The 22,548-nt window shown below is 54.9% G+C and carries 13 protein-coding genes; 7 read left to right on the top strand and 6 right to left on the bottom strand.

The features are described 5' to 3' along the window. Nucleotides 1-52 precede the first annotated feature (52 nt). Nucleotides 53-2,047, bottom strand: coding sequence for a CocE/NonD family hydrolase (locus ACAW75_RS11460; RefSeq protein WP_370728852.1), 1,995 nt, complete (start codon nucleotides 2,045-2,047; stop codon nucleotides 53-55). Between the two features lie 183 nt (nucleotides 2,048-2,230). Here ACAW75_RS11460 and ACAW75_RS11455 point away from each other — a divergent pair, with 183 nt between their 5' ends. The 4 genes from ACAW75_RS11455 to ACAW75_RS11440 all read left to right on the top strand — a co-directional run bounded on the left by ACAW75_RS11455 (nucleotide 2,231) and on the right by ACAW75_RS11440 (nucleotide 8,075). After that, nucleotides 2,231-2,848, top strand: a complete 618-nt coding sequence (locus ACAW75_RS11455; protein WP_370728851.1) for a WbqC family protein — start codon at nucleotides 2,231-2,233, stop codon at nucleotides 2,846-2,848. 98 nt (nucleotides 2,849-2,946) lie between these two features. Beyond that, entirely contained in the window at nucleotides 2,947-5,481 is a 2,535-nt protein-coding gene (locus ACAW75_RS11450) for an ATP-dependent Clp protease ATP-binding subunit (protein ID WP_370728850.1), read from the top strand. Nucleotides 5,482-5,580: 99 nt separating this feature from the next. Then, nucleotides 5,581-6,789, top strand: a complete 1,209-nt coding sequence (locus ACAW75_RS11445) for a hypothetical protein (RefSeq protein WP_370728849.1) — start codon at nucleotides 5,581-5,583, stop codon at nucleotides 6,787-6,789. 89 nt (nucleotides 6,790-6,878) lie between these two features. After that, a complete protein-coding gene (locus tag ACAW75_RS11440) occupies nucleotides 6,879-8,075 on the top strand; it encodes an outer membrane beta-barrel protein (RefSeq protein WP_370728848.1) in 1,197 nt (398 codons plus the stop codon). Here ACAW75_RS11440 and ACAW75_RS11435 read toward each other — a convergent pair whose 3' ends face one another. Further along, entirely contained in the window at nucleotides 8,076-8,837 is a 762-nt protein-coding gene (locus tag ACAW75_RS11435) for a PI-PLC domain-containing protein (protein WP_370728847.1), read from the bottom strand. It lies immediately after the preceding gene. Nucleotides 8,838-8,948: 111 nt separating this feature from the next. Continuing rightward, nucleotides 8,949-10,427, bottom strand: coding sequence for a Gfo/Idh/MocA family protein (locus tag ACAW75_RS11430; RefSeq protein ID WP_370728846.1), 1,479 nt, complete (start codon nucleotides 10,425-10,427; stop codon nucleotides 8,949-8,951). A 226-nt stretch (nucleotides 10,428-10,653) separates the two neighbouring features. On the opposite strand from ACAW75_RS11430, the gene ACAW75_RS11425 reads away from it, so the two are divergent. The 3 genes from ACAW75_RS11425 to ACAW75_RS11415 all read left to right on the top strand — a co-directional run bounded on the left by ACAW75_RS11425 (nucleotide 10,654) and on the right by ACAW75_RS11415 (nucleotide 18,435). After that, nucleotides 10,654-12,213, top strand: coding sequence for an acyl-CoA carboxylase subunit beta (locus ACAW75_RS11425; protein ID WP_370728845.1), 1,560 nt, complete (start codon nucleotides 10,654-10,656; stop codon nucleotides 12,211-12,213). 167 nt (nucleotides 12,214-12,380) lie between these two features. After that, the gene (locus ACAW75_RS11420) at nucleotides 12,381-15,305 is read left to right on the top strand and encodes a T9SS type B sorting domain-containing protein (protein ID WP_370728844.1); all 2,925 of its coding nucleotides are present in this window, start codon (nucleotides 12,381-12,383) and stop codon (nucleotides 15,303-15,305) included. A 199-nt stretch (nucleotides 15,306-15,504) separates the two neighbouring features. Beyond that, nucleotides 15,505-18,435 carry a T9SS type B sorting domain-containing protein gene (locus ACAW75_RS11415; protein WP_370728843.1) on the top strand — a complete coding sequence of 977 codons (2,931 nt, stop codon included), beginning with the start codon at nucleotides 15,505-15,507 and terminating at the stop codon, nucleotides 18,433-18,435. Nucleotides 18,436-18,554: 119 nt separating this feature from the next. On the opposite strand, the gene ACAW75_RS11410 is transcribed toward ACAW75_RS11415, so the two are convergent. The 3 genes from ACAW75_RS11410 to ACAW75_RS11400 all read right to left on the bottom strand — a co-directional run bounded on the left by ACAW75_RS11410 (nucleotide 18,555) and on the right by ACAW75_RS11400 (nucleotide 22,446). Continuing rightward, the gene (locus ACAW75_RS11410; protein WP_370728842.1) at nucleotides 18,555-19,658 is read right to left on the bottom strand and encodes a catalase family protein; all 1,104 of its coding nucleotides are present in this window, start codon (nucleotides 19,656-19,658) and stop codon (nucleotides 18,555-18,557) included. A 56-nt stretch (nucleotides 19,659-19,714) separates the two neighbouring features. Then, entirely contained in the window at nucleotides 19,715-20,512 is a 798-nt protein-coding gene (locus ACAW75_RS11405) for an SDR family NAD(P)-dependent oxidoreductase (RefSeq protein WP_370728841.1), read from the bottom strand. Nucleotides 20,513-20,685: 173 nt separating this feature from the next. Then, on the bottom strand, nucleotides 20,686-22,446 hold the full coding sequence (locus tag ACAW75_RS11400; protein ID WP_370728840.1) for a phospho-sugar mutase: 1,761 nt from the start codon (nucleotides 22,444-22,446) through the stop codon (nucleotides 20,686-20,688). Nucleotides 22,447-22,548 lie beyond the last annotated feature (102 nt).

Below are 22,548 nucleotides of genomic sequence, written 5' to 3'. Positions count from 1 at the left end.
AAAGGCTAGTTGGCTTATTGCTTTCACTAACCACTCTTTTATGACCAACTACCTACTTCAGTACGGTCAGCTTTACCGACGAGTCAGTGCCGATGCGGATCGTGTTTTTTTGAAAATCGGCTTCGGTGGCCGTGCTGATGTTCACAAATGTCTGTGGATTGCGGTCGACGAGCGGAAACCACGACGATTGCACCTGCACCATCAGGCGGTGGCCTTTTTTGAAGGTGTGCAGCGCATCATTGAGCGTGAACGAAACAGGCGTTGATTGGCCTGGTACAAAGGCTTCCGGCTTTTCCATTGAATTCCGGAACTTGCCCCGCATTACATCGCCGCGCACCAGTCGCTGATAGCCTCCCAGCGTTATGTTTTTCGGATTCGGACGAGGGGCACTCGCTGTGTCGGGCAACACGTCGATGAGTTTAACGATGAAATCCGCGTCGGTGCCGGTCATGGCTACGCGAAGATCGATGGTAATTGGGCCGGCCAGGGTAAGGTCGTTTTGTAGCGGCTCTGTCTGAAAGACCACTACATCGGGGCGGCGGGCCGCAAATCGCTGATCGTCGATCATGTAGGCATTATTACGCCGTGCCCAGGTACCATCTGTATAGGGCACCGGTTTTGCCGGATCGCTCGTGTATGCTGTAGGTACGTTGCTGCCAGTCGAAGCGTTGGCCAGTTGATTGTCCGCAGCCAGAAAGAACGTCTGTTCTGTCGTTGATGTTGGGGGCCAACTGGCAAACGATTGCCATTGATTGCTGCCCGTATTGAACACGCGGGCTTCGGTTGGTACGTAGCGGCCTTTATCTTTCAGATGGTACAGGAAAAAGGGTGTTTCCACCGAGTCGCGGTAAGCCTGAGCGGTATTGCTGCCGAATTGGAAATCGCCGAAGGCAGACCAGTCGCGGCGGGCCCAGGCTCCGTGTGTCCACGGCCCCATCACGAGCTGGTTCTGATTGTTGGCGTTCTTTTCCAGCGTCTTGTACGTGTTCAAAGCGCCAAACAGATCTTCGGCGTCATACCAGCCACCTACCACCAACGTTGCCGGTGGCGTGGCTCCCGGACGTACCTGAGCCAGTGCCGGACGAATGTTGCGGCTTTGCCAGTAGGCATCGTAGGTTTCGTGGGCCAGGTACTCGTTCCAGATTTTGCCCTTATTGTTAAAGTAAGCCGGGCCGTTGGCATTTTTCAGCGGGCCTAGGTTCAAAAAAAACTGGTACGCGTCGGTGGTCTTATACGTAAACACGGGCGGGTAGTCCTGAATTGGGCCGGTGCGGGGTGCATCGAAGTAATTCATGAATGAGAAATTGTCGAGCAGGAAAAACGCACCGTTATGGCGGGCATCATCGCCCATGAACTCGTCGGTAACCGGTGCCTGTGGCGATACCGCTTTAATGGCGGGGTGGGCGTTGGGCAGGGCAGCCGATGCGTAGAAGCCGGGGTAGGAAATGCCCATGATGCCTACGCGCCCATTGTTGTTAGGTACGTTCTTGAGGAGCCATTCTACGGTGTCGTAGGTATCTGTGCTTTCATCGATGGGCCCCACGGCTTGCAGGTTTTTTAGCCACTTCGAGGTTTTTACGGTCGTATCTTCCCGTGTGCCGGTGTAAATGCTGTATCGCGCGTGTTTTTTGCCAAGCTCCTTTTTAGACCCGTTCAGGCCATTCACAGCGGGCGTCATCTCCTCAAACTGGCCTTCGCTCATGTACCGCCCGCGCACGTCCTGGTTTACGAAAATAAATTTCTCCCGTGAGAGTTCAATTGATGGGCCGGGTCCCTGCTTCGGGTAGTTCGTTTCACCGTATGGCCCGGCTGAGTAGGGGGTACGTTCCAGCAGAAACGGGTAGCGCGGTCCGGCGTTCCGGTTCGAGGGCGACGCATCCTTTGGGATATAAATGACCGTATAAAGTTTGGTGCCGTCGCGCATCGGGATCTGTCGGTCGATCTTCGTGTAGTGCGTGCGGACAAAGGCCGTATCGGTTGGCGTTTGCGCAAAAATTGATTCGGTAAGCAGGCAGGAGACCAGGCCAATTAACAAGCGATTAGGCATATGTTGAGCAGGTGATAGTGTGAACAAAACTACGATGAAAAAAGAGGAAGTAATTCCTGGAAACAGTACTGTTAAATCGTGAAAATGTACAATAGACTGTAAGTTTTGAATTAAAAATCAGCTGCACTACTGGAGTGAATCCAATTTTTTCGTTAGTTGGTAAATCGAACCATTCCAAACCACTTGATACCCCCACCATATACCTTACTCATAGACCTGCACTACCTGCCTTGCCTCGATGTTATGCGTGGAATGGCCCTTGCCGATAAGGTGCTGATTGAGGCGCACGAAAACTACCAGAAGCAAAGTTACCGTAACCGTTGTTACGTACTGACCAGCAATAAAATCGACTGTTTGACAGTGCCCGTTAGTCATAGCTCACGTCGACAACTGATCAGGGAAGTACGAATCGATTACGGCCAAAACTGGATCGACCGACATACGCGCTGCCTTAAATCGGCTTACGCTAAATCGCCGTATTTTGAGTATCTGATGCCGGAATTAGAGGAGATTTTCCACCAGCATCATCCCTTTTTATTCGATTTAAACTGGTCATTGCTGACATTCTGTCGGAAGTGGCTTCGACTGAGTACCCCGGTTAACCTGACAGAATGGTACGAAAAGACGCCACCAACCGGCGTATTTGACGCCCGTTCGGCTATTGAGCCAGGTCAGTTTGTCGAAATTGGACTGTTTGGTCCAATATCGGACTACCACCAAAACTTTGGTGCTGAATTTGTACCAAACCTGAGTGTATTGGATTTGCTGTTTGCCGGCGAAACAATGAATGAAAAGCGTTAGCGCGTAAATCGTCTTTCATGCCTTACTCCCGGCGAACAAACCCAAAATAAAATACGTTATTTCAGTAAGACGCTAATACGATTAGGAACCCCAAGCGAATGGAAGCAAAATTCTCAAACCGCGTAAAAGAAGTCATCTCCCTCAGCCGGGAAGAGGCTTTGCGGCTCGGTCACGATTACATCGGCACCGAACACTTGCTGCTGGGCATGATTCGCGAGGGCGAAGGCGTAGCGGTGGGGCTGCTCAAAAAACTGTCGATCTCACTCGACGAACTGCGCATCACCATCGAACAAGCCACGAAAGGAACCGCAACCAACAACGTTAAAAATCTGGCCAATATCCCCCTGACCCGTCAGTCGGAGAAAACCCTGAAGATTACGTACTTAGAAGCGAAGATTTTCAAGAGCCCGCTGATCGGCACAGAACATTTGTTACTGTCGATTCTGCGCGACGAAGACAACGTTGCCACGCAGATTCTGCACAAATTCAACGTCAACTACGAAGTTATCAAGGAGATGCTGGAATATCAATCAACCGGAACTCAGCCCAATATGGCGCATGATACCGACGACGATGATGATGCCTCACGCGGCATGTTCGGCGGCAGTGGTAGCGGCACCGGGCAGGGTAAAGACAAAGGTTCAGAAAAGTCGCGTACGCCTGTACTCGATAACTTTGGCCGGGATTTAACCAAACTCGCCGAGGTGGGTAAGCTCGACCCGATTGTTGGTCGTGAGAAAGAAATTGAACGCGTGGCCCAGATTCTGAGCCGCCGTAAGAAGAATAACCCGATCCTGATCGGTGAGCCTGGTGTTGGTAAAACAGCCATCGCCGAAGGTCTTGCGTTGCGGATCGTTCAGAAAAAGGTATCGCGGGTGCTGTTCGGCAAGCGTGTCGTTACGCTCGATCTGGCCTCGCTGGTGGCTGGTACCAAGTACCGTGGTCAGTTCGAAGAGCGGATGAAGGCCGTCATGAACGAGCTGGAAAAATCGCCCGAAGTGATCCTGTTCATCGATGAGTTGCACACGATCGTGGGTGCGGGGGGCGCCTCAGGCTCACTCGATGCCTCGAACATGTTCAAGCCAGCCCTGGCTCGCGGCGACATTCAATGCATCGGGGCCACCACACTCGACGAGTACCGGCAGTACATCGAAAAAGATGGCGCCCTGGCCCGTCGTTTCCAGATGGTCATGGTCGATGCCACGTCGATTGACGAAACCATCGAGATCCTGAATAATATCAAGGATAAGTACGAAGATCACCACCACGTGAACTATACGCCAGAGGCGATCGAAGCGTCGGTAAAACTGTCGGAGCGTTATATCTCTGACCGCTTCCTGCCCGACAAAGCCATCGACGTACTGGATGAGGTGGGTGCTCGTGTACACATCAGTAACATCACTGTTCCCGAAGATATTCTGAAGCTCGAAGAGTCGATCGAGAATATCAAAAAGGAGAAGAACCAGGTGGTGAAGAGCCAGAAGTACGAGGAGGCCGCTCAACTCCGTGATAAAGAGAAGCGCCTGATCGATCAGCTGGACCGTGCCAAACAGGCCTGGGAAGAAGATACCAAGAAGCGCCGGTATACGGTAACCGAAGAGAATGTGGCCGAAGTAGTGGCCATGATGACCGGTATCCCCGTAACGAGCGTGTCCAACGACGAGGGTAAGAAACTCGTCAGGATGGGCGACGAACTGAAAGGCAAAGTGATCGGGCAGCAGTCGGCCATCGACAAGCTCGTGAAAGCCATTCAACGTACCCGCGTTGGACTGAAGGATCCCAAGAAACCAATCGGTTCGTTTATTTTCCTGGGCCCGACGGGTGTAGGGAAGACCGAACTGGCGAAGGTGCTGGCAACGTACTTGTTCGACAAAGACGATGCGCTGGTTCGTATCGACATGTCGGAGTATATGGAGAAATTCAGCGTATCGCGGCTGGTTGGTGCCCCTCCGGGCTACGTAGGGTACGAGGAAGGTGGTCAGCTGACCGAAAAGATTCGTCGGAAGCCGTACTCGGTCGTATTGCTTGACGAGATCGAGAAAGCCCACCCGGATGTGTTCAACATCCTGTTGCAGGTGCTCGACGATGGTATCCTGACCGATGGTTTGGGTCGCCGTGTTGACTTCCGGAATACGATCATCATCATGACCTCAAACATCGGGGTACGTGACCTGAAAGATTTTGGAGCCGGTATTGGGTTCGCCTCGAAGCGTAGCGCAGAGAATCAGGACGAATTGATGAAATCGACTATTCAGTCGGCCCTTCGGAAAGCGTTCTCGCCTGAGTTCCTGAACCGCCTTGATGATGTGATCGTGTTCAATTCACTGCAACGTGAAGACATTCACCACATCATTGACCTGATGCTTGGCAAGCTGCTGGGCCGCGTGCTGAACCTGGGTTATAATGTTGAACTCACCGAGAAGGCGAAAGACTTCCTGGCCGAGAAAGGCTACGACCCGCAGTATGGCGCCCGTCCGTTGAGCCGTGCCATCCAGCGCTATCTGGAAGATCCCGTGGCAGAAGAAATTCTGAAAGGTGAGCTGAAAGAAGGCGACGTGATTCTGGCCGACTACAGTGGCGAGGGTGAATTGCTGACTATTTCAGTGAAAAAGCCTGAAGCCGTAACGGAATAATCGGCTTCCCGTTTCATAAACAAAACCCCGGATGGTGTATCACTGTCCGGGGTTTTTCGTTGTTGAAATACGCTGTTTATTTACCCAACGAATTGAACTATGAGAAACTCGGTACGAATTGCCTTGCCGTTGTTGGTGGTAAGTCAGGTCATGTTCAGCCCATCTGCACGGGCACAGACCGAGAAAGGTGTGGGCTGGCTATCAGGTAATGTTGGGTGGCAAACGGGGCGTACCGACCTTTTTCAGAATAGTGATAAGTTGTCTACGCTCACCATCTCGCTGACACAAGGTACATTTCTACAAGATAATGTACTGATAGGCGCCGACTTACGGCTGACGCGCATACAAGATATAACCCGGCAAGGATTCAACTTCGACGCTGTGAGCGATTCCCGGCAAACTACCTTTGGCGCTACACCGTTTATTCGTCGCTTCTGGGGGAAGGAGGCGCTTCATGGGTACGTTGGTGGTGGGCTGGCTGTATCCTACGGCCGTAATCGGCTGCTGACAACCAATACGCAACAAAGCATATCGGAACAGGAATCAACGCAATGGCGGCTAACCCCGGAGTTTCAGGCGGGAGTACTCTATGCCATCAATACCCGGTGGGGATTAGAATTGAGTGCCAGATCGGCCCTTTTTCCAGTGGCATTTTCCAACCTGAATCTAGGTCTGGTAGTATTGACCGACGTGAAGAAGAAACGGTCGGTAGTGACCTCGAGGCAGACACCCGCTCAACTCCTGACCGGCAATTGGGTAGTTGGAGGGACGTTTGAACTGGGCACAAATACACAGGAACTCATTTCTGGCGGCGATAAGTTGACTACGGTACAGCGACAGATAACCAGGCAAGTGGTGGTGAGCCCATCGATTGGCTACATACCCGGTAAACGCTGGGTGGTTGGCATAGCGATACCGATCAGGCAACAGGAATTGACGAATGAATTTAATCGCTCATCGACGGATTCACAGAAAGGAATTGTATTGACCAAGTCGATTGGCATAGAGCCATTTGCCAAGAAATACCTGTCGAAAACCCAATTCGGGCCCTTCGTAGCGGGTCGTGTTGGCTGGCGTGATGAGCAAGTCTCCGGCGATGGTGCCTTGCAATCACGAGCAGCAGCGTATAGCTGGCGAATCAGTGGCGGACTGGCCTACCTGCTGGGTACGCGCTTTATCGTTGAAGGCGAACTGGGTGGCGTAGGCCACGACTGGAGCAACGACCAACAAACAGGCGACGCCCGTACTAATACCGAGATAAGTCTGTCATTACGCCCGTCGCTGACGATGACCTACGTCTTTTTGTGACTTATACTAGAATTAACATACATTGATTCGTAGTTTGTTAGATAACGAGTAAGTTTAGTTGCATTAAATCGCAACTAAACTTACTCGTTATGAAAAAGCTTTTTACACTCACGCTATTAGGCGCACTGACCTTACCGGCCTTTGCGCAAACGCAGAAAGGACAGACTATCACGTCGGGAACTGTTGGCCTATCGATAGATAATACTAAGACAGCTGGCCAGGACCCGACCAGATCTGTACTGTATACGAACAAGTACACGTTTACAGAACTGCGCCTTAACAGAGGTAAATTCATTCGTGATAATTGGCTCCTAGGAGCAAGTCTGGCTGGAAGATATGATTGGAATGGCCAGGAAAATAGCCTGAATACGCCATCCTCCTTTCGCACTGCAACGAACGAAACTATCAACTCATCAGCAGGTGTATATATTCGTCGGTACTGGCCGGTAGTAGAGCGCCTGAGCGTCTATGTCGGTGGAGGATTGGCAACCGATCGGTCCGAACAGCTAAGCAGTAGCTTAATGAATGGTCAGCCATCATTAAATAGGAGTAGGACTATTTCTTGGGAGATTGCGCCTACTTTCCAGGTGGGTGGTCTGTATGCGTTGACCGAACGAATTGGCGTTGAGGCGTCGATTACAGGCAATGGATTTCCTGTGGGCGTTGGGACTGCCAATTTTGGCGTTGCTATATTGGGAGGTAGAAGCCGTTCGGGGCCAACTCTCGCTGCTGATAACTTTGTTACAGCGCAAACGAACCAAGGCCGCTGGCTGCTCGGAACTTCAGCAAGTATAAATGGAACAAGTAATACGGTCGACCCAACTGGCAATCAGGCAGACCGGGCCCTACAGGCAAGAGTTGAAGCTAGCCTGTCAGCAGGAAGGTTTGTGAAAGATAACCTGCTTGTAGGCATTGGTGTTGATTTAAGCGTTTATCGAAACAGCTCAACATACAACACGGCTAGTGCAACAACTTACTTACTTACGTTTAGCCCGTTTGTTCGTTCTTATCTGGGCACGTCCAGATTGCGTCCGTATGTAGAACTGGGTGGCCATTATGGGTACGAGAATGTGGTATCCAATGAATTTCTCCGGTATGCGGGATTATCAGCTAGTACTGGCCTGGCCTGTATGGTGGGGAATAGATTTATAGTACAGACTGAGTTGATTTCGGTAAATGGGACTTATCAATGGCTGCCTTTTCTTCCTGATGTGACGAGCAATACACTTAGGTTGGGTGTTAGGGCAACTACGCTCTCGAATATCTCTGTGGCCTATTCGCTATAGCTACTTCATTACTTGGGTGCACTCGGCTACTTTATCGGTGTTTATGATGTCGATGCCGAGTTTATAGAGTTTCTTCCAGGCGTCGGGGGTGTCGGGGGCGTTCCAGAAGCGGATGGGGCAACCCGTGTCGTGTGCGCGTTTGATGATGCGCTTCAGCTTCGCCTTGTCGTCGTCAGGTACGTCGCCGGTGCCGTCCCAGCGGGCATATGACCGGAAATTATCGGAGATCAGCGCCACGCGTTTGGCTGTTTCGTCGTCATAGAGTTCACTGGGCCTCCCGTCGAAGAACAGGTACGTTGGCTGATCCAAATAAAATTCGGGGCGGGGGCGATTGCCGGTGATGACGATCCGAACGGCCATCGGCGAAACTGACCGGCTGAACGCAGCCAGGTTGTTTTCGAGCAATGGCAACAGTTTAGGCAACACATCGTCCACTTTATCTTTTACGTCGAGAACCAGCGAAGGCGCGTATTTCCGGTCGGTGCTGATGCGCCCCTGATTCTTTTCGAAAAGCGCAATAATTGGTTTTATGTACAGGCTTTCCAAGGTGCGGGTAGCTGTATCGGCTTCCTTCGGCAGATGGGCAACCACCAACTGTCCGTTGCGCAAATAAATATCGGCTTCAATAAAATCGGCCCGGGCTTCAATCGCCTTCGTCAATGGTCGCGGCTTTTCGTAGTCATTATGCGCAAAAACCTTTTGGGCGTTAGCGAATGATGAAAGAACGAAAGCGAAAACGAGCAACAGAATCAGAAGGCGCATAGGGGCGGAGAGAAAGAAATAAGTAGTGTCAAGTGGCGCTGCTAAAAGTAAGCATTATTAAGTCGGCAGCGCTACTTGACACCTGAAACATGAAGCTTGAAACGAACGACCTTACACCAGCTTCCAGCCCTCGCGGTAGTCGCGTGAGACAAACTGATTGGCTTCGTCGAAATTGGTGATTTTCATGTTTTTGCCATCCCAGGTCAATTGCTTGCGGCCGGGGTACGTAAAGCTTTTACCGTCGGCCTTAGGCACCCGGAGTGTGTAGCTGCGAATAGCCAGGTTACCCATCAGCACTGACTCGGTCAGCGGACCGGCAAAGTCGAACGACGAGGTGAGTGCTTTATGCTCTTTGCTATTGAATCCCGCTTTACAGGCCTCTGTCCAGAACACCTGATGGCCATTTTCGGCGAGCGATACCGTACCTGCGGTGCCTGCTTTTGGTTTAGGAGCCGCTTCCCGCTTATCACCGCTTTTGGTGTATAGTTTCGGATTGTCGCCGTACATACCGCAGGCAATCATGCCTTTATCGCCAATCAGGAACACGCCGTTCTCCCCGTTTTCAGGGAAAGGTTCACCGGCTGGCAGCATCTCTGGCCGGAACGGACGGAGACCACCATCGAGCCAGACCATCTTCACCGCCGACTTGTTCTTGCTCGACTGGGGGAATTGCAGCTCGACGTGCGATGAGGGTGGGCAGCCTTCCGGAATGTATTCAGGAGTCCAGTCTTTCAGGAATACCGAACCAATGCTGCTTTCTACCTGTGTGGGGTAACCCAGGCCCAGCACCCGGAAGGGCACGTCCATGATGTGGCAGCCGATATCACCCAGGGCGCCGGCACCGAAGTTCCACCAGCCCCGCCACTTGAAGGGGTGGTAGGCAGGCGTGTAGCCTACCTTCTGCGCTGGCCCGAGCCAGAGATCCCAGTCAAGATCAACGGGGGTTTCAGACGCTGCCTGCGGTACCGGAATGCCCTGTGGCCACACGGGGCGGTTGGTCCAGAGATAAACCGTATGCACGTTGCCAACCAGCCCTTGATCAAACCAGTCGACCATTTCCTTCTGCTGCGGGTTCGACGAGCCCTGGTTGCCCATCTGCGTGACGACCTTATATTTCCGGGCGGCTTCGGTCAGCATCCGGGCTTCATGGATGTTGTGGGTCAGGGGCTTCTGCACATATACGTGCTTTCCGCGCTGCATGGCAGCCATGGCTACCACGGCGTGCGTATGGTCGGCGGTCGATACCGTTACGGCGTCGATGGTTTTGCCTTCCTTATCGAGCATTTCACGAAAATCCTTGTACCGCCTGGCGTTTGGAAACTTGGTGAAATTCTCTTTCACCCGTTGCAGGCCCCAGTCTACGTCGCAGAGGGCCACCACGTTGTTGACTCCGTTATTGTATGAATTGTTGAGGTCGCTGGCTCCCTTGCCGCCGAAGCCTACGCTGGCAATGTTGAGTTTATCGGAAGGAGCAATGAAGCCTTTCCCCAGTACGTGGCGGGGTACAATGAAGAACGAACCAGCGGCTAAAGCGCCGGTTTGTAAAAACTTCCGGCGCGACGCGTCGTTAGGTTGGTTAGTCTGACTCATGAATCCGTGTTGTTGAGATCAAATTGTGAACACACTAAATAAAGACAGCGACCCGGTTACCTTACCTGATTGAATCGGTAAAATAGCGCCCTGTTTCCCGGCTACCAGCAAACAGGGCCTGATTCAGGTACGTTACCAATACCTGAATCAGGCTGGGGGAGTCTATTTTTTGTTATGCTTCTACTCTACTTTTGCTTTCACGACATACTTTACCGAAGCCGCGTACATGAATTCAGTAACCAAGCCCAAAAACACGGACACCCTTGACCGGAAAAATGCCGAAGCGCTACTAGGCGGAGGCCAGAAACGGATCGACGCCCAGCACGCCAAAGGAAAACTGACCGCCCGCGAACGCATTGCACTTCTGGTGGATGAAGGGTCTTTTGAAGAGATTGGGAAGTTCGTGATGCACCGGACCAAAGACTTTGGTTTAGATAAAGAATATTACCTGGGCGACGGGGTAGTAACGGGTTACGGGACGGTCAGCGGTCGGCTGGTTTATGTCTTTGCACAGGATTTCACGGTTTTTGGCGGGGCGCTTTCTGAAACCCATGCCGAGAAGATCTGCAAGCTGATGGACCTGGCCATGCAAAATGGGGCACCGGTCATCGGGCTTAATGACTCAGGCGGGGCCCGGATTCAGGAAGGGGTGCTGTCGCTGGCCGGTTACGCCGATATCTTCTACCGAAACACGCGCGCTTCGGGTGTCATTCCGCAGTTGTCGGCCATTATGGGCCCCTGTGCGGGTGGTGCCGTGTACAGCCCGGCCATCACCGATTTTATTTTCATGGTTGAAAACACGAGCTATATGTTCGTGACGGGCCCCAACGTGGTGAAAACCGTGACCCACGAAGAGGTAACGGCCGAGGAACTGGGTGGCGCCAGCACACACAGCACCAAATCGGGCGTGACGCACTTTTCGAGCGCTACTGAACTGGCCTGTATTCAGGGCCTGAAGCAGCTCCTGAGCTATATTCCACAGAACTGCGAAGACCAGCCGCCCAGGCTGGCGTACGAAGCGCCGGAAAGCGAAAGTCGGCCGGAGCTGAACACGATCATTCCCGACAATCCGAACCAGCCGTACGACATGCGCGAAGTAATTGATGCGCTGGTAGATGCCGATTCGTTCATGGAGGTGCACAAGAACTTCGCCGAAAATATTGTGGTCGGTTTTGCCCGTATTGGCGGCCGCAGTATTGGTGTGGTTGGTAACCAGCCGGCCGTGCTGGCGGGTGTACTGGATATTCAGGCGAGCACCAAAGCCGCCCGATTCGTCCGCTTCTGCGACTGTTTCAACGTACCTATCCTTGTGCTGGAAGACGTACCTGGCTTTTTGCCCGGCACCGATCAGGAATGGAACGGCATCATTACCAACGGCGCCAAACTATTATATGCCTTCTGCGAAGCCACCGTGCCACGCGTAACCGTCATTACGCGTAAAGCGTATGGGGGCGCTTATGATGTGATGAACTCGAAGCATATCGGTGCTGACCTGAACTACGCCTGGCCATCAGCAGAGATTGCCGTGATGGGCGCCAGTGGGGCAGCCGAGATTATTTTCAAACGCGATATTGCTGAAGCCGCTGACCCACAGGCCAAACTCCAGGAGAAGGTACAGGAATACACGGAAAAGTTTGCCAATCCATACCGGGCCGCGCACCGGGGCTACATCGACGAGGTGATCTACCCCGAAGAAACCCGGCAGAAGATGATGCGGGCGTTTCAGATGCTGGAAAACAAAGTGGCAACGCTCCCTCGAAAAAAACACGGAAATATTCCGCTGTAAGGAGTTTGCTGTTTTCAGTGTACTGTCTTCTATTACGTGGTTAAACCAACATCAGGTAGGTTAGCAGCGCAGCAGAAGACAGTACACTGAAAACAGTAAACTCCCTTCCAGAGTCATATCTTTTTGACGGTCAAAATCGTTCATTAGTAAAACGACTACCCATATATATGAGATCGAGTTATACTGGCTGGCTACTGGCCATGTTGCTGGGTATTGGCCTGTTACTGCCCAATGTGGTACAGGCCACCCATGTGCGGGCTGGTGAGATTACCACAAAGCGCATACCGAGTGCTACCGGCATAACGTATGAAATCACCCTCACGGCCTATTATGATATTATAGGGGGAGCGGGAGCAGCACAGGCCGCAGATAATGCGCTCTTCTGCTTTGGCGATGGTACCAGCCGTGATGTTCCGCGTGTGCTTCCGATCCGGCTGCTGAACAGAGGCACATCGATCAACATTTATCGGGTGGTGTATACGTACCCAGGGCCTGGCGTTTATTCGATTTCTGCCCGTGTCGTGAACCGGAATGATGGAACTCGGAATATTCAGAATGGTGCGTCGCAGAACGTAAGTTTTTTCGTGACAACCACTATTTCGGCCAATGCCGCCCTGGGCTTTAACACAAATCCAATCCTGCTCAACCCACCCGTCGATTCGGCCCGCATTGGCCAGAAATATTGCCACAATCCTGCGGCCTACGACCCCGACGGCGATAGCCTCTCATACCGTATTTCCATTCCACAGTATTCAGGAGATGGGGCCCCCTGTCGCTCGTTTGCTGTACCACAATATCAGCTGCCCAGCGATGTGATTGCGCCGGGCCGCACCGAGGCGGGTACGTCTCCTGCCTCCTTCTCGGTCAACGCCAAAACGGGGGATGTGTGCTGGGATGCGCCTATGGAGGCGGGCCAGTACAACTACGCCTTCATCATCCAGGAGTGGCGCAACGGGGTGCTGATCGGGGAGATCACCCGCGATGTGCAGGTGATCGTCATCGACGCCACCAACAAACGCCCCCTGATCGACCCCATCGCTGATATCTGTGCCGAGGCAGGCACGCTGGTCACCCAGACCATCCGGGTGGTGGACCCCGACGGCAACCGGGTCATCGTGTTGGGCTACGGCGGCCCCTTCAACCGCTCGCCCGACAATGTGGTCTACAGCCCCTCGATCATCCCCCCCGCCTATGCCAGTCTGACACCCGCCAGTGGGACGGCCCAGGCCTCGCCCGCTACCAGCGTGTTTACCTGGCAGACCAACTGCACCCAGCTGCGGCAGGAGCCCTATCAGATCACCATCAAGGCCAACGACGTACCCACCAACCGGTCGGTGTCGCTGGCCAGCTTTGCCAGCTTCGGGGTGCGGCTGATCGGCCCCCGGCCCCAGAACCTGACGGCCCGCGGGGTGGCGGCGGGCAACGCCTCGGGGCGGGCCATCCAGCTCAGCTGGAGCCCTTACAGTTGTAGCCCCGTGGGAGGGGCTGACCAGGCGCTTGCCCAGATGCAGATCTACCGCAAGGAGGGCTGCGATAATCGCCAGCCACAACCCTGTACGACGGGTATTCTGTCGGGCTACACCCGTGTTGGGCTGGTGCCGCTAACCACGTCGACTTTTACCGATACGACGGGCTTACGGCGAGGGGTTTCCTACAGCTACCGCATCGTGGCCCAGTACCCCCTGCCCGTGGGTGGGGAGAGCGTGGTCTCAACCGAGGTGTGTCTGGCCCTGCCCCTGCTGGCGCCGGTGCTCACCAACGTGACCGTCGATAGCACCGGTCCGGCCACCGGCCCAGGGCGGGGCGTGATCACCGTGCGCTGGACAAGGCCCCTGGGCCTCAACCCCGCCGATGGGGGTGGCCCCTTCCAGTACCGGCTCTTCCGCTCGCCGGGTCTGACGGGCACCACCTTCACCCAGATCACGGCCATCAGCACGGCCCTGCAACCCATCGCTGATACTGTGTTCGTAGACCGGGGCTTGGACACCCAGACCCAGGGGTACACCTACCGGCTGGAGTTCTACATCACCAACGCGGCGGGGCAGCTGGTGCGCCAGGATGCCACCGACCCGGCCAGCAGCGTGCGGCTGACGACGCTGGCCGTGCCTAACCGCATCAACCTGAGCTGGGCGGCCAACACCCCCTGGAGCAACGACAACCAGACTCACCGGGTGTACCGCTCACGACGTGGACCCGCTGGCCCCTTCAACATCATTGCGGAGGTCAGGGTACAAACTGCTCCTTATACCTTCGTGGATACGGGAGGTGACACCTATGCCCAGGACGGGCTGACCAGCGGCGCACTCTCGCCTGATAGCAGCTACTGTTACCGGATAGAAGCGGTGGGGCAATACGCTGATCTGACAATTCGGCCGAAGACCAGCCCGAACGGCCTGTTGATCAACTTCAGCCAGATCCAGTGCGCCAGCCCCTCGGACACCACCAGGCCCTGCCCGCCCAGCCTGAGCCTGGACCAACTCAACTGCGCAGCCCTGGCCCCGGATGCCTTCTGCACCCAGAGCAGCTTTACCAACACGCTCAACTGGCAGTACCCCACCAGCCTGGGGGGCCGCCCCTGCGATGCCCGCATCGCCTCCTACAACATCTACTATGCCCGCTACGAGGGCGACAGTTTGCAGAAGATTGCCTCGGTGGCTACACCCACCACCAGCTTCCAGCACCAGAGCCTGAGCACGGTGGCGGGGTGCTATTACGTGACGGCGGTCAACACCAAGGGTACCGAGAGTGCGCCCAGCAACCGGGTCTGCAAGGAGATCTGCCCCTATTTTGCGGTGCCTAACCTGTTCACCCCCAACGGGGACGGGAAGAACGACGTGTTCCAGCCGTTGAACTGTCCACGGTTTGTGGAGTCGGTGGTGTTTGTGGTCTACAACCGGTGGGGGGCCAGGGTGTATGAGTCGGTGGGGCCGGTGGTTTCCTGGCCGGGCACCACCCAGAGCGGGAGTCCGCTGCCGGGTGGGGTGTACTACTACGAGGCCACGGTACGCTTTGGGGGGCTGAGCCGGGAGGGCGTCCAGCAGCAGACCAAAGGCTACGTGCAACTCGTTAGGGATGGAGTGTCAATGAAGTAAGTAGCTGCTAACAAGCGAATAGACAGAAAAGGGCAACCCACGACGGGTTGCCTTTTCTGTCTATTCCCAAAGCCGGATCAGTAGGCCTCCTCTTCCAGGGCGTACAATAAATAACCGTCTTGTCGATTCATTTTTTACCAGTGCTAGCTATATAGGTTTTATCCCCAAACTCGTTGACTCACAAAAGACACTCACGATTATGAGAGCGAGTTATACGGGCTGGTTACTGGGATTGTTGCTGGGTACGTGCCTGCTCATACCCCATGTAGTAGAGGCTTCCCATGTGCGGGCTGGTGAAATCACAACCCGTCGTGTTGCCGGATCAGGGGCGGGTATATCCTACGAAATAACCTTGACCGCTTACTACGATATTGCAAACGGCCGCATAGCTGCCGAACAGGCCACCTATGCGACGTTTTGTTTTGGCGATGGCACCAGTTTCAATGTAGATCGCATTTCTATTCGGCCGTTGGGCAGGGGGACAACGGTGAACATTTATCGAACCATCTATACCTATTCCGGGCCGGGCGTTTATTCGATTACTGCTCAGATTGTCAATCGAAATCAGGGAACGCGTAATATCAGGAACGGTGTAAATACGGATGGAATCAATTTTCTCGTCACGACGACAATCTCAGCCAACGCGGCATTGGGGTTCAACAGCAACCCGGTCCTGCTCAATCCACCCGTCGATTCGGCCCGCATTGGCCAGAAATATTGCCACAACCCTGCTGCTTATGATCCAGATGGCGATAGCCTCTCATACCGGATCGCTATTCCGCAAAATACGCCTCAGGATGTTCCTTGCCGAGCGCTGCCTGTACCACAATATCAGCTGCCCAGCGATGTGATTGCGCCGGGCCGCACCGAGGCGGGTACGTCTCCTGCCTCCTTCTCGGTCAACGCCAAAACGGGGGATGTGTGCTGGGATGCGCCTATGGAGGCGGGCCAGTACAACTACGCCTTCATCATCCAGGAGTGGCGCAACGGGGTGCTGATCGGGGAGATCACCCGCGATGTGCAGGTGATCGTCATCGACGCCACCAACAAACGCCCCCTGATCGACCCCATCGCTGATATCTGTGCCGAGGCAGGCACGCTGGTCACCCAGACCATCCGGGTGGTGGACCCCGACGGCAACCGGGTCATCGTGTTGGGCTACGGCGGTCCCTTCAACCGCTCACCCGACAACGTGGTCTACAGCCCCTCGATCATCCCCCCCGCCTATGCCAGTCTGACACCCGCCAGCGGGACGGCCCAGGCCTCGCCCGCTACCAGCGTGTTTACCTGGCAGACCAACTGCACCCAGCTGCGGCAGGAGCCCTATCAGATCACCATCAAGGCCAACGACGTACCCACCAACCGGTCGGTGTCGCTGGCCAGCTTTGCCAGCTTCGGGGTGCGGCTGATCGGCCCGCGCCCCCAGAACCTGACGGCCCGCGGGGTGGCGGCGGGCAACGCCTCGGGGCGGGCCATCCAGCTCAGCTGGAGCCCTTACAGTTGTAGTCCGGTAGGTGGCACCGATCAGGACCCTGCTCAGATGATCATCTACCGCAAAGAGGGTTGTGACAACCGCCAGCCTCCGCCCTGTACCACAGGGATTCTGCCTCTGCCCGGCTACACCCGCATTGGAGAGGTTCCTTTGACCAGTACAATTTTTACTGACACGAGCGGTCTACGGCGAGGGGTTTCCTACAGCTACCGCATCGTGGCCCAGTACCCCCTGCCCGTGGGTGGGGAGAGCGTGGTCTCAACCGAGGTGTGCCTGGCCCTGCCCCTGCTGGCGCCGGTGCTCACCAATGTGACCGTCGATAGCACCGGTCCGGCCACCGGCCCAGGGCGGGGCGTGATCACCGTGCGCTGGACAAGGCCCCTGGGCCTCAACCCCGCCGATGGGGGTGGCCCCTTCCAGTACCGGCTCTTCCGCTCGCCGGGTCTGACGGGCACCACCTTCACCCAGATCACGGCCATCAGCACGGCCCTGCAACCCATCGCTGATACTGTGTTCGTGGACCGGGGCTTGGATACTCAAGGTCAGGCATATACCTACCGGCTGGAGTTCTACATCACCAACGCGGCGGGGCAGCTGGTGCGCCAGGATGCCACCGACCCGGCCAGCAGCGTGCGGCTGACGACGCTGGCGGCGCCTAACCGCATCAACCTGAGCTGGGTGGCCAACACCCCCTGGAGCAACGACAACCAGACTCACCGGGTGTACCGCTCACGACGTGGACCCGCTGGCCCCTTCAACATCATTGCGGAGGTCAGGGTACAAACTGCTCCTTATACCTTTGTAGATACGGGCACCGACACCTATGCCCAGGACGGGCTGACCAGCGGCGCACTCTCCCCCGACAGCAGCTACTGTTACCGGATAGAAGAGGTGGGGCAGTATGCAGACCCCCAGCTTTTCAGGAAGACGGGCCTGCTCACCAACTTCTCTCAGATCCAGTGCGCCAGCCCCAGTGATACCACTCGTCCCTGCCCGCCCAACCTGAGTTTGGACCAACTCAACTGCGCAGCCCTGGCCCCGGATGCCTTCTGCACCCAGAGCAGCTTTACCAACACGCTCAACTGGCAGTACCCCACCAGCCTGGGGGGCCGCCCCTGCGATGCCCGCATCGCCTCCTACAACATCTACTATGCCCGCTACGAGGGCGACAGTTTGCAGAAGATTGCCTCGGTGGCTACACCCACCACCAGCTTCCAGCACCAGAGCCTGAGCACGGTGGCGGGGTGCTATTACGTGACGGCGGTCAACACCAAGGGGACCGAGAGTGCGCCCAGCAACCGGGTCTGCAAGGAGATCTGCCCCTATTTTGCGGTGCCTAACCTGTTCACCCCCAACGGGGACGGGAAGAACGACGTGTTCCAGCCGTTGAACTGTCCACGGTTTGTGGAGTCGGTGGTGTTTGTGGTCTACAACCGGTGGGGGGCCAGGGTGTATGAGTCGGTGGGGCCGGTGGTTTCCTGGCCGGGCACCACCCAGAGCGGGAGTCCGCTGCCGGGTGGGGTGTACTACTACGAGGCCACGGTACGCTTTGGGGGGCTGAGTCGGGAGGGCAGCCAGCAGCAGACCAAAGGCTACGTGCAACTCGTTAGGGATAGCAGTACCATTACGCTGAAGTGATCAATAATGGAGATGTTAGCTCCATTATCGGTGCAATCGTCTTGATTTCTAGCTGTATTGCTTCGCTAGCCGAAGGGCCTACCTCGCGAAGCAACACATTATAGCCGGAATACATCTGTTCAATCCGGTAACTCGTCAATACTATTGGGCTCTACTTTGGGCTGCGCGTTCATCTTGTGCCGATACTGGCTAGACGTTTCGTAGGCCAGCTGACGCGCCCGCATAATGCTGCCCAACGGCCGGTGGTCTGGCAAACAGTGAAACGGATTGAACGTCAACACATCATCAGCATACACCCGTCGGGCGGGGCTGTACGCATTTTGGGCTGGAATAACGATCTTGCCAATCGGCCGATAGGGGCTCTGTTCCTGCGGCCATTCAACGGAGCCATCTTCTACGGGCATCGTTTCCAAATCAGTGCATAGTTGCGCCTGCAATTCGTATGCTGCCTCGTCATGCACGAAGAAATCAACGACCAGATCGCGCAGGGCAGAGTCATTCGACGAATCAATCTCTTTGCCCGTCAATGCTTTCACGTTGGCAGAGAGCGGCGTGGCGGATAGTTTGGCAATGTAGTCGCCGTAGCGGATCGCGGCCATGGTAAAAAAGGTTTCGCCCAGTATATGCGTGTTAGCCTTGCCAACGCCCAGATCATTCGGCTCCAGGTTCAGGCCAACGACATCCAGCGCTTTCTTGACGCCCGTCATAAGCTGCGACTGTACTTTCTGGATCTCTTCAGGTAAGCCCGCCTGTTTCTCCAGCTTCAGCTGTTGTTCCAGGTACGTTTCCACGGTGCCCGTTGGAATGACCGGATGATTGACCAGCAGAAAATCCTGCGTTACAGCGTCGGCTTCTTCGGGCAGGTATTTTAGGCCGTCTACGCCAATGACCTTAATGGCAAATCCCCGAAAGGTAAGTTGGCCATCGGGCATGATGGCACCCGGCGCAGTTGACAGCCGGATAATGACTGGGTACGTGCTGGGCGTTTTAAAAAGGCCTTGGGCCAGTTCCTCGGGCAGGTTTTCGTAAATCTGTAACTCGGCCCGAAGGATGCCGTGGCTTTTGGCATGGGCATCGCGAATTGCGTGACGGTGCTTCTCGAACATCAGGCGGTTCACGCGGGCCATCGACTCAACGACCTGGCGGGTCTGCTCGTCTTCGTCTGGCTGTTTAACTTCTACGTTATCCGAATAGCGGACGTACGTTCGTTGGTTCGTTGACATGAAGAATAGGAGATGTAAGCGGTTAAGGATAACGTACCTGGATGAGTACGTAGTGACTACTGATCGCTGGGTGCCTGCTGTTTTTTTATGCCTTCGGCCAATAGGCTGTCTGGAATGATGTTGCTCATGGCCGTCTGGAATTTGTTCTTGGCGCCAGAAACTACCTTGTCATCGCCAGCCATTAAGGCGCCATACCCGTCTTTGGCGACATCGGCCGGGTTAGCCAGGCTACCTTCCTTCACTACTTTAGAGTCTTCCATTTGCGCCTTATGGAAGAAGTCGGTGTCGGTAGGGCCGGGTTGTAGAGCGGTGATCGTAATATCGGTGTCTTTTGCTTCGGCGCGTATAGCTTCTGTAAATGACAACACGAACGCTTTTGTGGCGTGATACACCGCTTGCCAGGGGCCGGGTAATTCACTGGCGGTCGACGCTACATTCAGGATTTTTCCCTTGTTGCGGGCGGTCATTTCTTTCAGGAAGAATTTAGTAAGCCCTACGTAAGCTCCAATATTGAGCTGAATAATGTCCAGCTCCCGTTCAAGGTCGGTGTCGACAAAAAGGCCATACTGCCCCTGACCGGCATTGTTCACCAAGACATCTACCTGGATGCCGCTGGCCTTTATCTCATTATATACCGCTGTGGGTGCATCCCGCTGGCTCAGGTCCCTGGCAATCGTTACCACGTTGATACCGTACTGCTGCGTGAGGTCAGCGGCTGTTCGATCAAGCCCTTCCTGGTTGCTGGCAACGATGATCAGATTGTACTTGTCGTTGGCAAATAACTTGGCCAGTTCATGGCCAATGCCGCTGGTTGCTCCCGTAATCAGAGCGTACGGTTGCTGGTTGGTTGTCATAGCTTTTGTGCTGTTTGGGTCAACGGAAGAAGTAACAGCCAACGCGAAGCAATGTTCTATAGTAGTTAGGTAGAAGTAGTATGATATGAAGGCGGACGCTACAGACCGCGCAACTAAAAAAGGCGACCACAGCGGCCGCCTTTTTTGATAAACAGCTAGTTAGCTGCGTGGTGCTATTTCAGATTTAATTCATCAATGACCCGTTGTACTTTGGCTTTCAGGGCCGCGTAGGTGTCGTCGAAGGCCTCTTTGCTAGGCAGCGGCTCATTCACGCTGACGTAGAATTTGATCTTCGGCTCCGTACCCGACGGGCGGGCTGATACCTTCGTGCCATCGGCGGTAAAGATCTGCAATACATTCGACGACTCGATACCCAACGTACCTGACTCGATCTGCGTGGTTTGGCCCGACGCCATGTCCAGACGAGTCAGCGCATCGTAGTCATCGACCCGAACAACGGGTGACCCGGCAATCTCTTTGGGCGGATTAGCCCGGAAATCAGCCATCATCTGCTGAATTTCTTCGGCGCCCGCCTTGCCTTTTTTGGTCAGCGAAACCAGCGCTTCGTAGTAGAAACCCGTTTGCTGATACATTTCCATCAACAGGTCGAACAGGCTCAGGCCCTTGTCTTTGGCATCGGCGGTCAGTTCGGCGATCATCGTGCAGGAAGCGATGGCGTCTTTGTCGCGCACGAAATCGCCGATGAGGTAACCGTAGCTCTCTTCGCCGCCGCCAATAAACTGCTGCTTTCCTTCCAGCTCGCGAATGACCTGCGCAATGTATTTGAAACCCGTCAGCGTGTTGTAGCAGGTGACGCCATACTGTTCGCACAGCTTGTCGATCAGGTCGGTTGTCACGATGGTTTTGGCCACGAATTCCTTGCCGGTCAGTTTGCCCGCGTCTTTCCAGGCCCGCAGCAGGTAGAAAATGATCAGGCTGGCCATCTGGTTACCGTTCAGCAACTCAAACTCGCCGTGGTGATTCCGTGCGCCGGCACCCACACGGTCAGCGTCGGGGTCGGTGGCAATGATCAGATCGGCGTTCTGCGCTTGTGCCTGGTCGAGGGCCATCTGCATGGCTGCCCGCTCTTCCGGGTTTGGTGATTTGACCGTGGGGAAATTACCATCGGGCTTGGCCTGGGCTTCCACTACGCTCACGTTGGTAAAGCCCAGCGCCTCCAAGGCGCGGGGTACCAGCGTAATACCCGTACCATGAATGGGTGTGTACACGATGTTCAGATCGGCTTGACGGGCGATGACATCAGGGTTTACGGCGTTCGATTTCACCCGCTCGATATACGGCGCATCAATTTCTTCGTCTATGAGTTGGATCTTCGAGTCAACACCGTCGAATTTGATGGCATCGACGCTCGCAATGGCGCTCACTTCGTCAACGATATTCTTGTCGTGCGGCGAAACCACCTGCGACCCGTCGTTCCAGTACACCTTATATCCATTGTACTCTGGCGGGTTGTGCGATGCCGTAACGACTACGCCGCCCTGACAACCCAGTTGCCGAATGGCGAACGACAGTTCGGGCGTTGGGCGCAGGGCCGAGAACAGGTACACCTTGATGTTATTGGCCGAGAAAATATCGGCGGCAATCCGGGCAAACTCGGGACTCATCCGGCGACTGTCGTGGGCGATAGCCACGCTGATATCCTGCCCGGCAAACGATTTGTTCAGGTAATTGGCAAAGCCCTGTGTCGCCGCGCCGACCGTGTAGCGGTTCATCCGGTTCGATCCCACGCCGATCACCCCACGCAGGCCACCCGTTCCGAATTCAAGGCTACGGTAAAAAGAATCGGTCAGTTCGGTTGTGTTGCCGCTGTCGAGCAGTTGTTGAATGCTGGCTTTGGTGTCGGCGTCGTAGGCACCGTTGAGCCAGGTATCAACGTTCTGTTGCGTCGTGGCATCAAGTTGTTGCGTAGTCATATACGTCTGAAAAGGGAAAGACTGGTTTTTATGCGGACGAAGTTACACGATGGGCCTATGTACTGCAATGCATTGGATAACGTACCTGAATTTAGGCTATGC

The organism is Fibrella arboris (assembly GCF_041321095.1).
GTDB classification, from domain to species: domain Bacteria; phylum Bacteroidota; class Bacteroidia; order Cytophagales; family Spirosomataceae; genus Fibrella; species Fibrella arboris.
This window is presented reverse-complemented; position numbering and strand designations above follow the sequence as displayed.

Coding starts and splice junctions, on each gene's coding strand:
- ACAW75_RS11460 (WP_370728852.1), bottom strand. CDS start 2,047: ATGCCTAATCGCTTGTTAATTGGCCTGGTCTCCTGCCTGCTTACCGAA.
- ACAW75_RS11450 (WP_370728850.1), top strand. CDS start 2,947: ATGGAAGCAAAATTCTCAAACCGCGTAAAAGAAGTCATCTCCCTCAGC.
- ACAW75_RS11445 (WP_370728849.1), top strand. CDS start 5,581: ATGAGAAACTCGGTACGAATTGCCTTGCCGTTGTTGGTGGTAAGTCAG.
- ACAW75_RS11440 (WP_370728848.1), top strand. CDS start 6,879: ATGAAAAAGCTTTTTACACTCACGCTATTAGGCGCACTGACCTTACCG.
- ACAW75_RS11435 (WP_370728847.1), bottom strand. CDS start 8,837: ATGCGCCTTCTGATTCTGTTGCTCGTTTTCGCTTTCGTTCTTTCATCA.
- ACAW75_RS11430 (WP_370728846.1), bottom strand. CDS start 10,427: ATGAGTCAGACTAACCAACCTAACGACGCGTCGCGCCGGAAGTTTTTA.
- ACAW75_RS11425 (WP_370728845.1), top strand. CDS start 10,654: ATGAATTCAGTAACCAAGCCCAAAAACACGGACACCCTTGACCGGAAA.
- ACAW75_RS11420 (WP_370728844.1), top strand. CDS start 12,381: ATGAGATCGAGTTATACTGGCTGGCTACTGGCCATGTTGCTGGGTATT.
- ACAW75_RS11415 (WP_370728843.1), top strand. CDS start 15,505: ATGAGAGCGAGTTATACGGGCTGGTTACTGGGATTGTTGCTGGGTACG.
- ACAW75_RS11410 (WP_370728842.1), bottom strand. CDS start 19,658: ATGTCAACGAACCAACGAACGTACGTCCGCTATTCGGATAACGTAGAA.
- ACAW75_RS11405 (WP_370728841.1), bottom strand. CDS start 20,512: ATGACAACCAACCAGCAACCGTACGCTCTGATTACGGGAGCAACCAGC.
- ACAW75_RS11400 (WP_370728840.1), bottom strand. CDS start 22,446: ATGACTACGCAACAACTTGATGCCACGACGCAACAGAACGTTGATACC.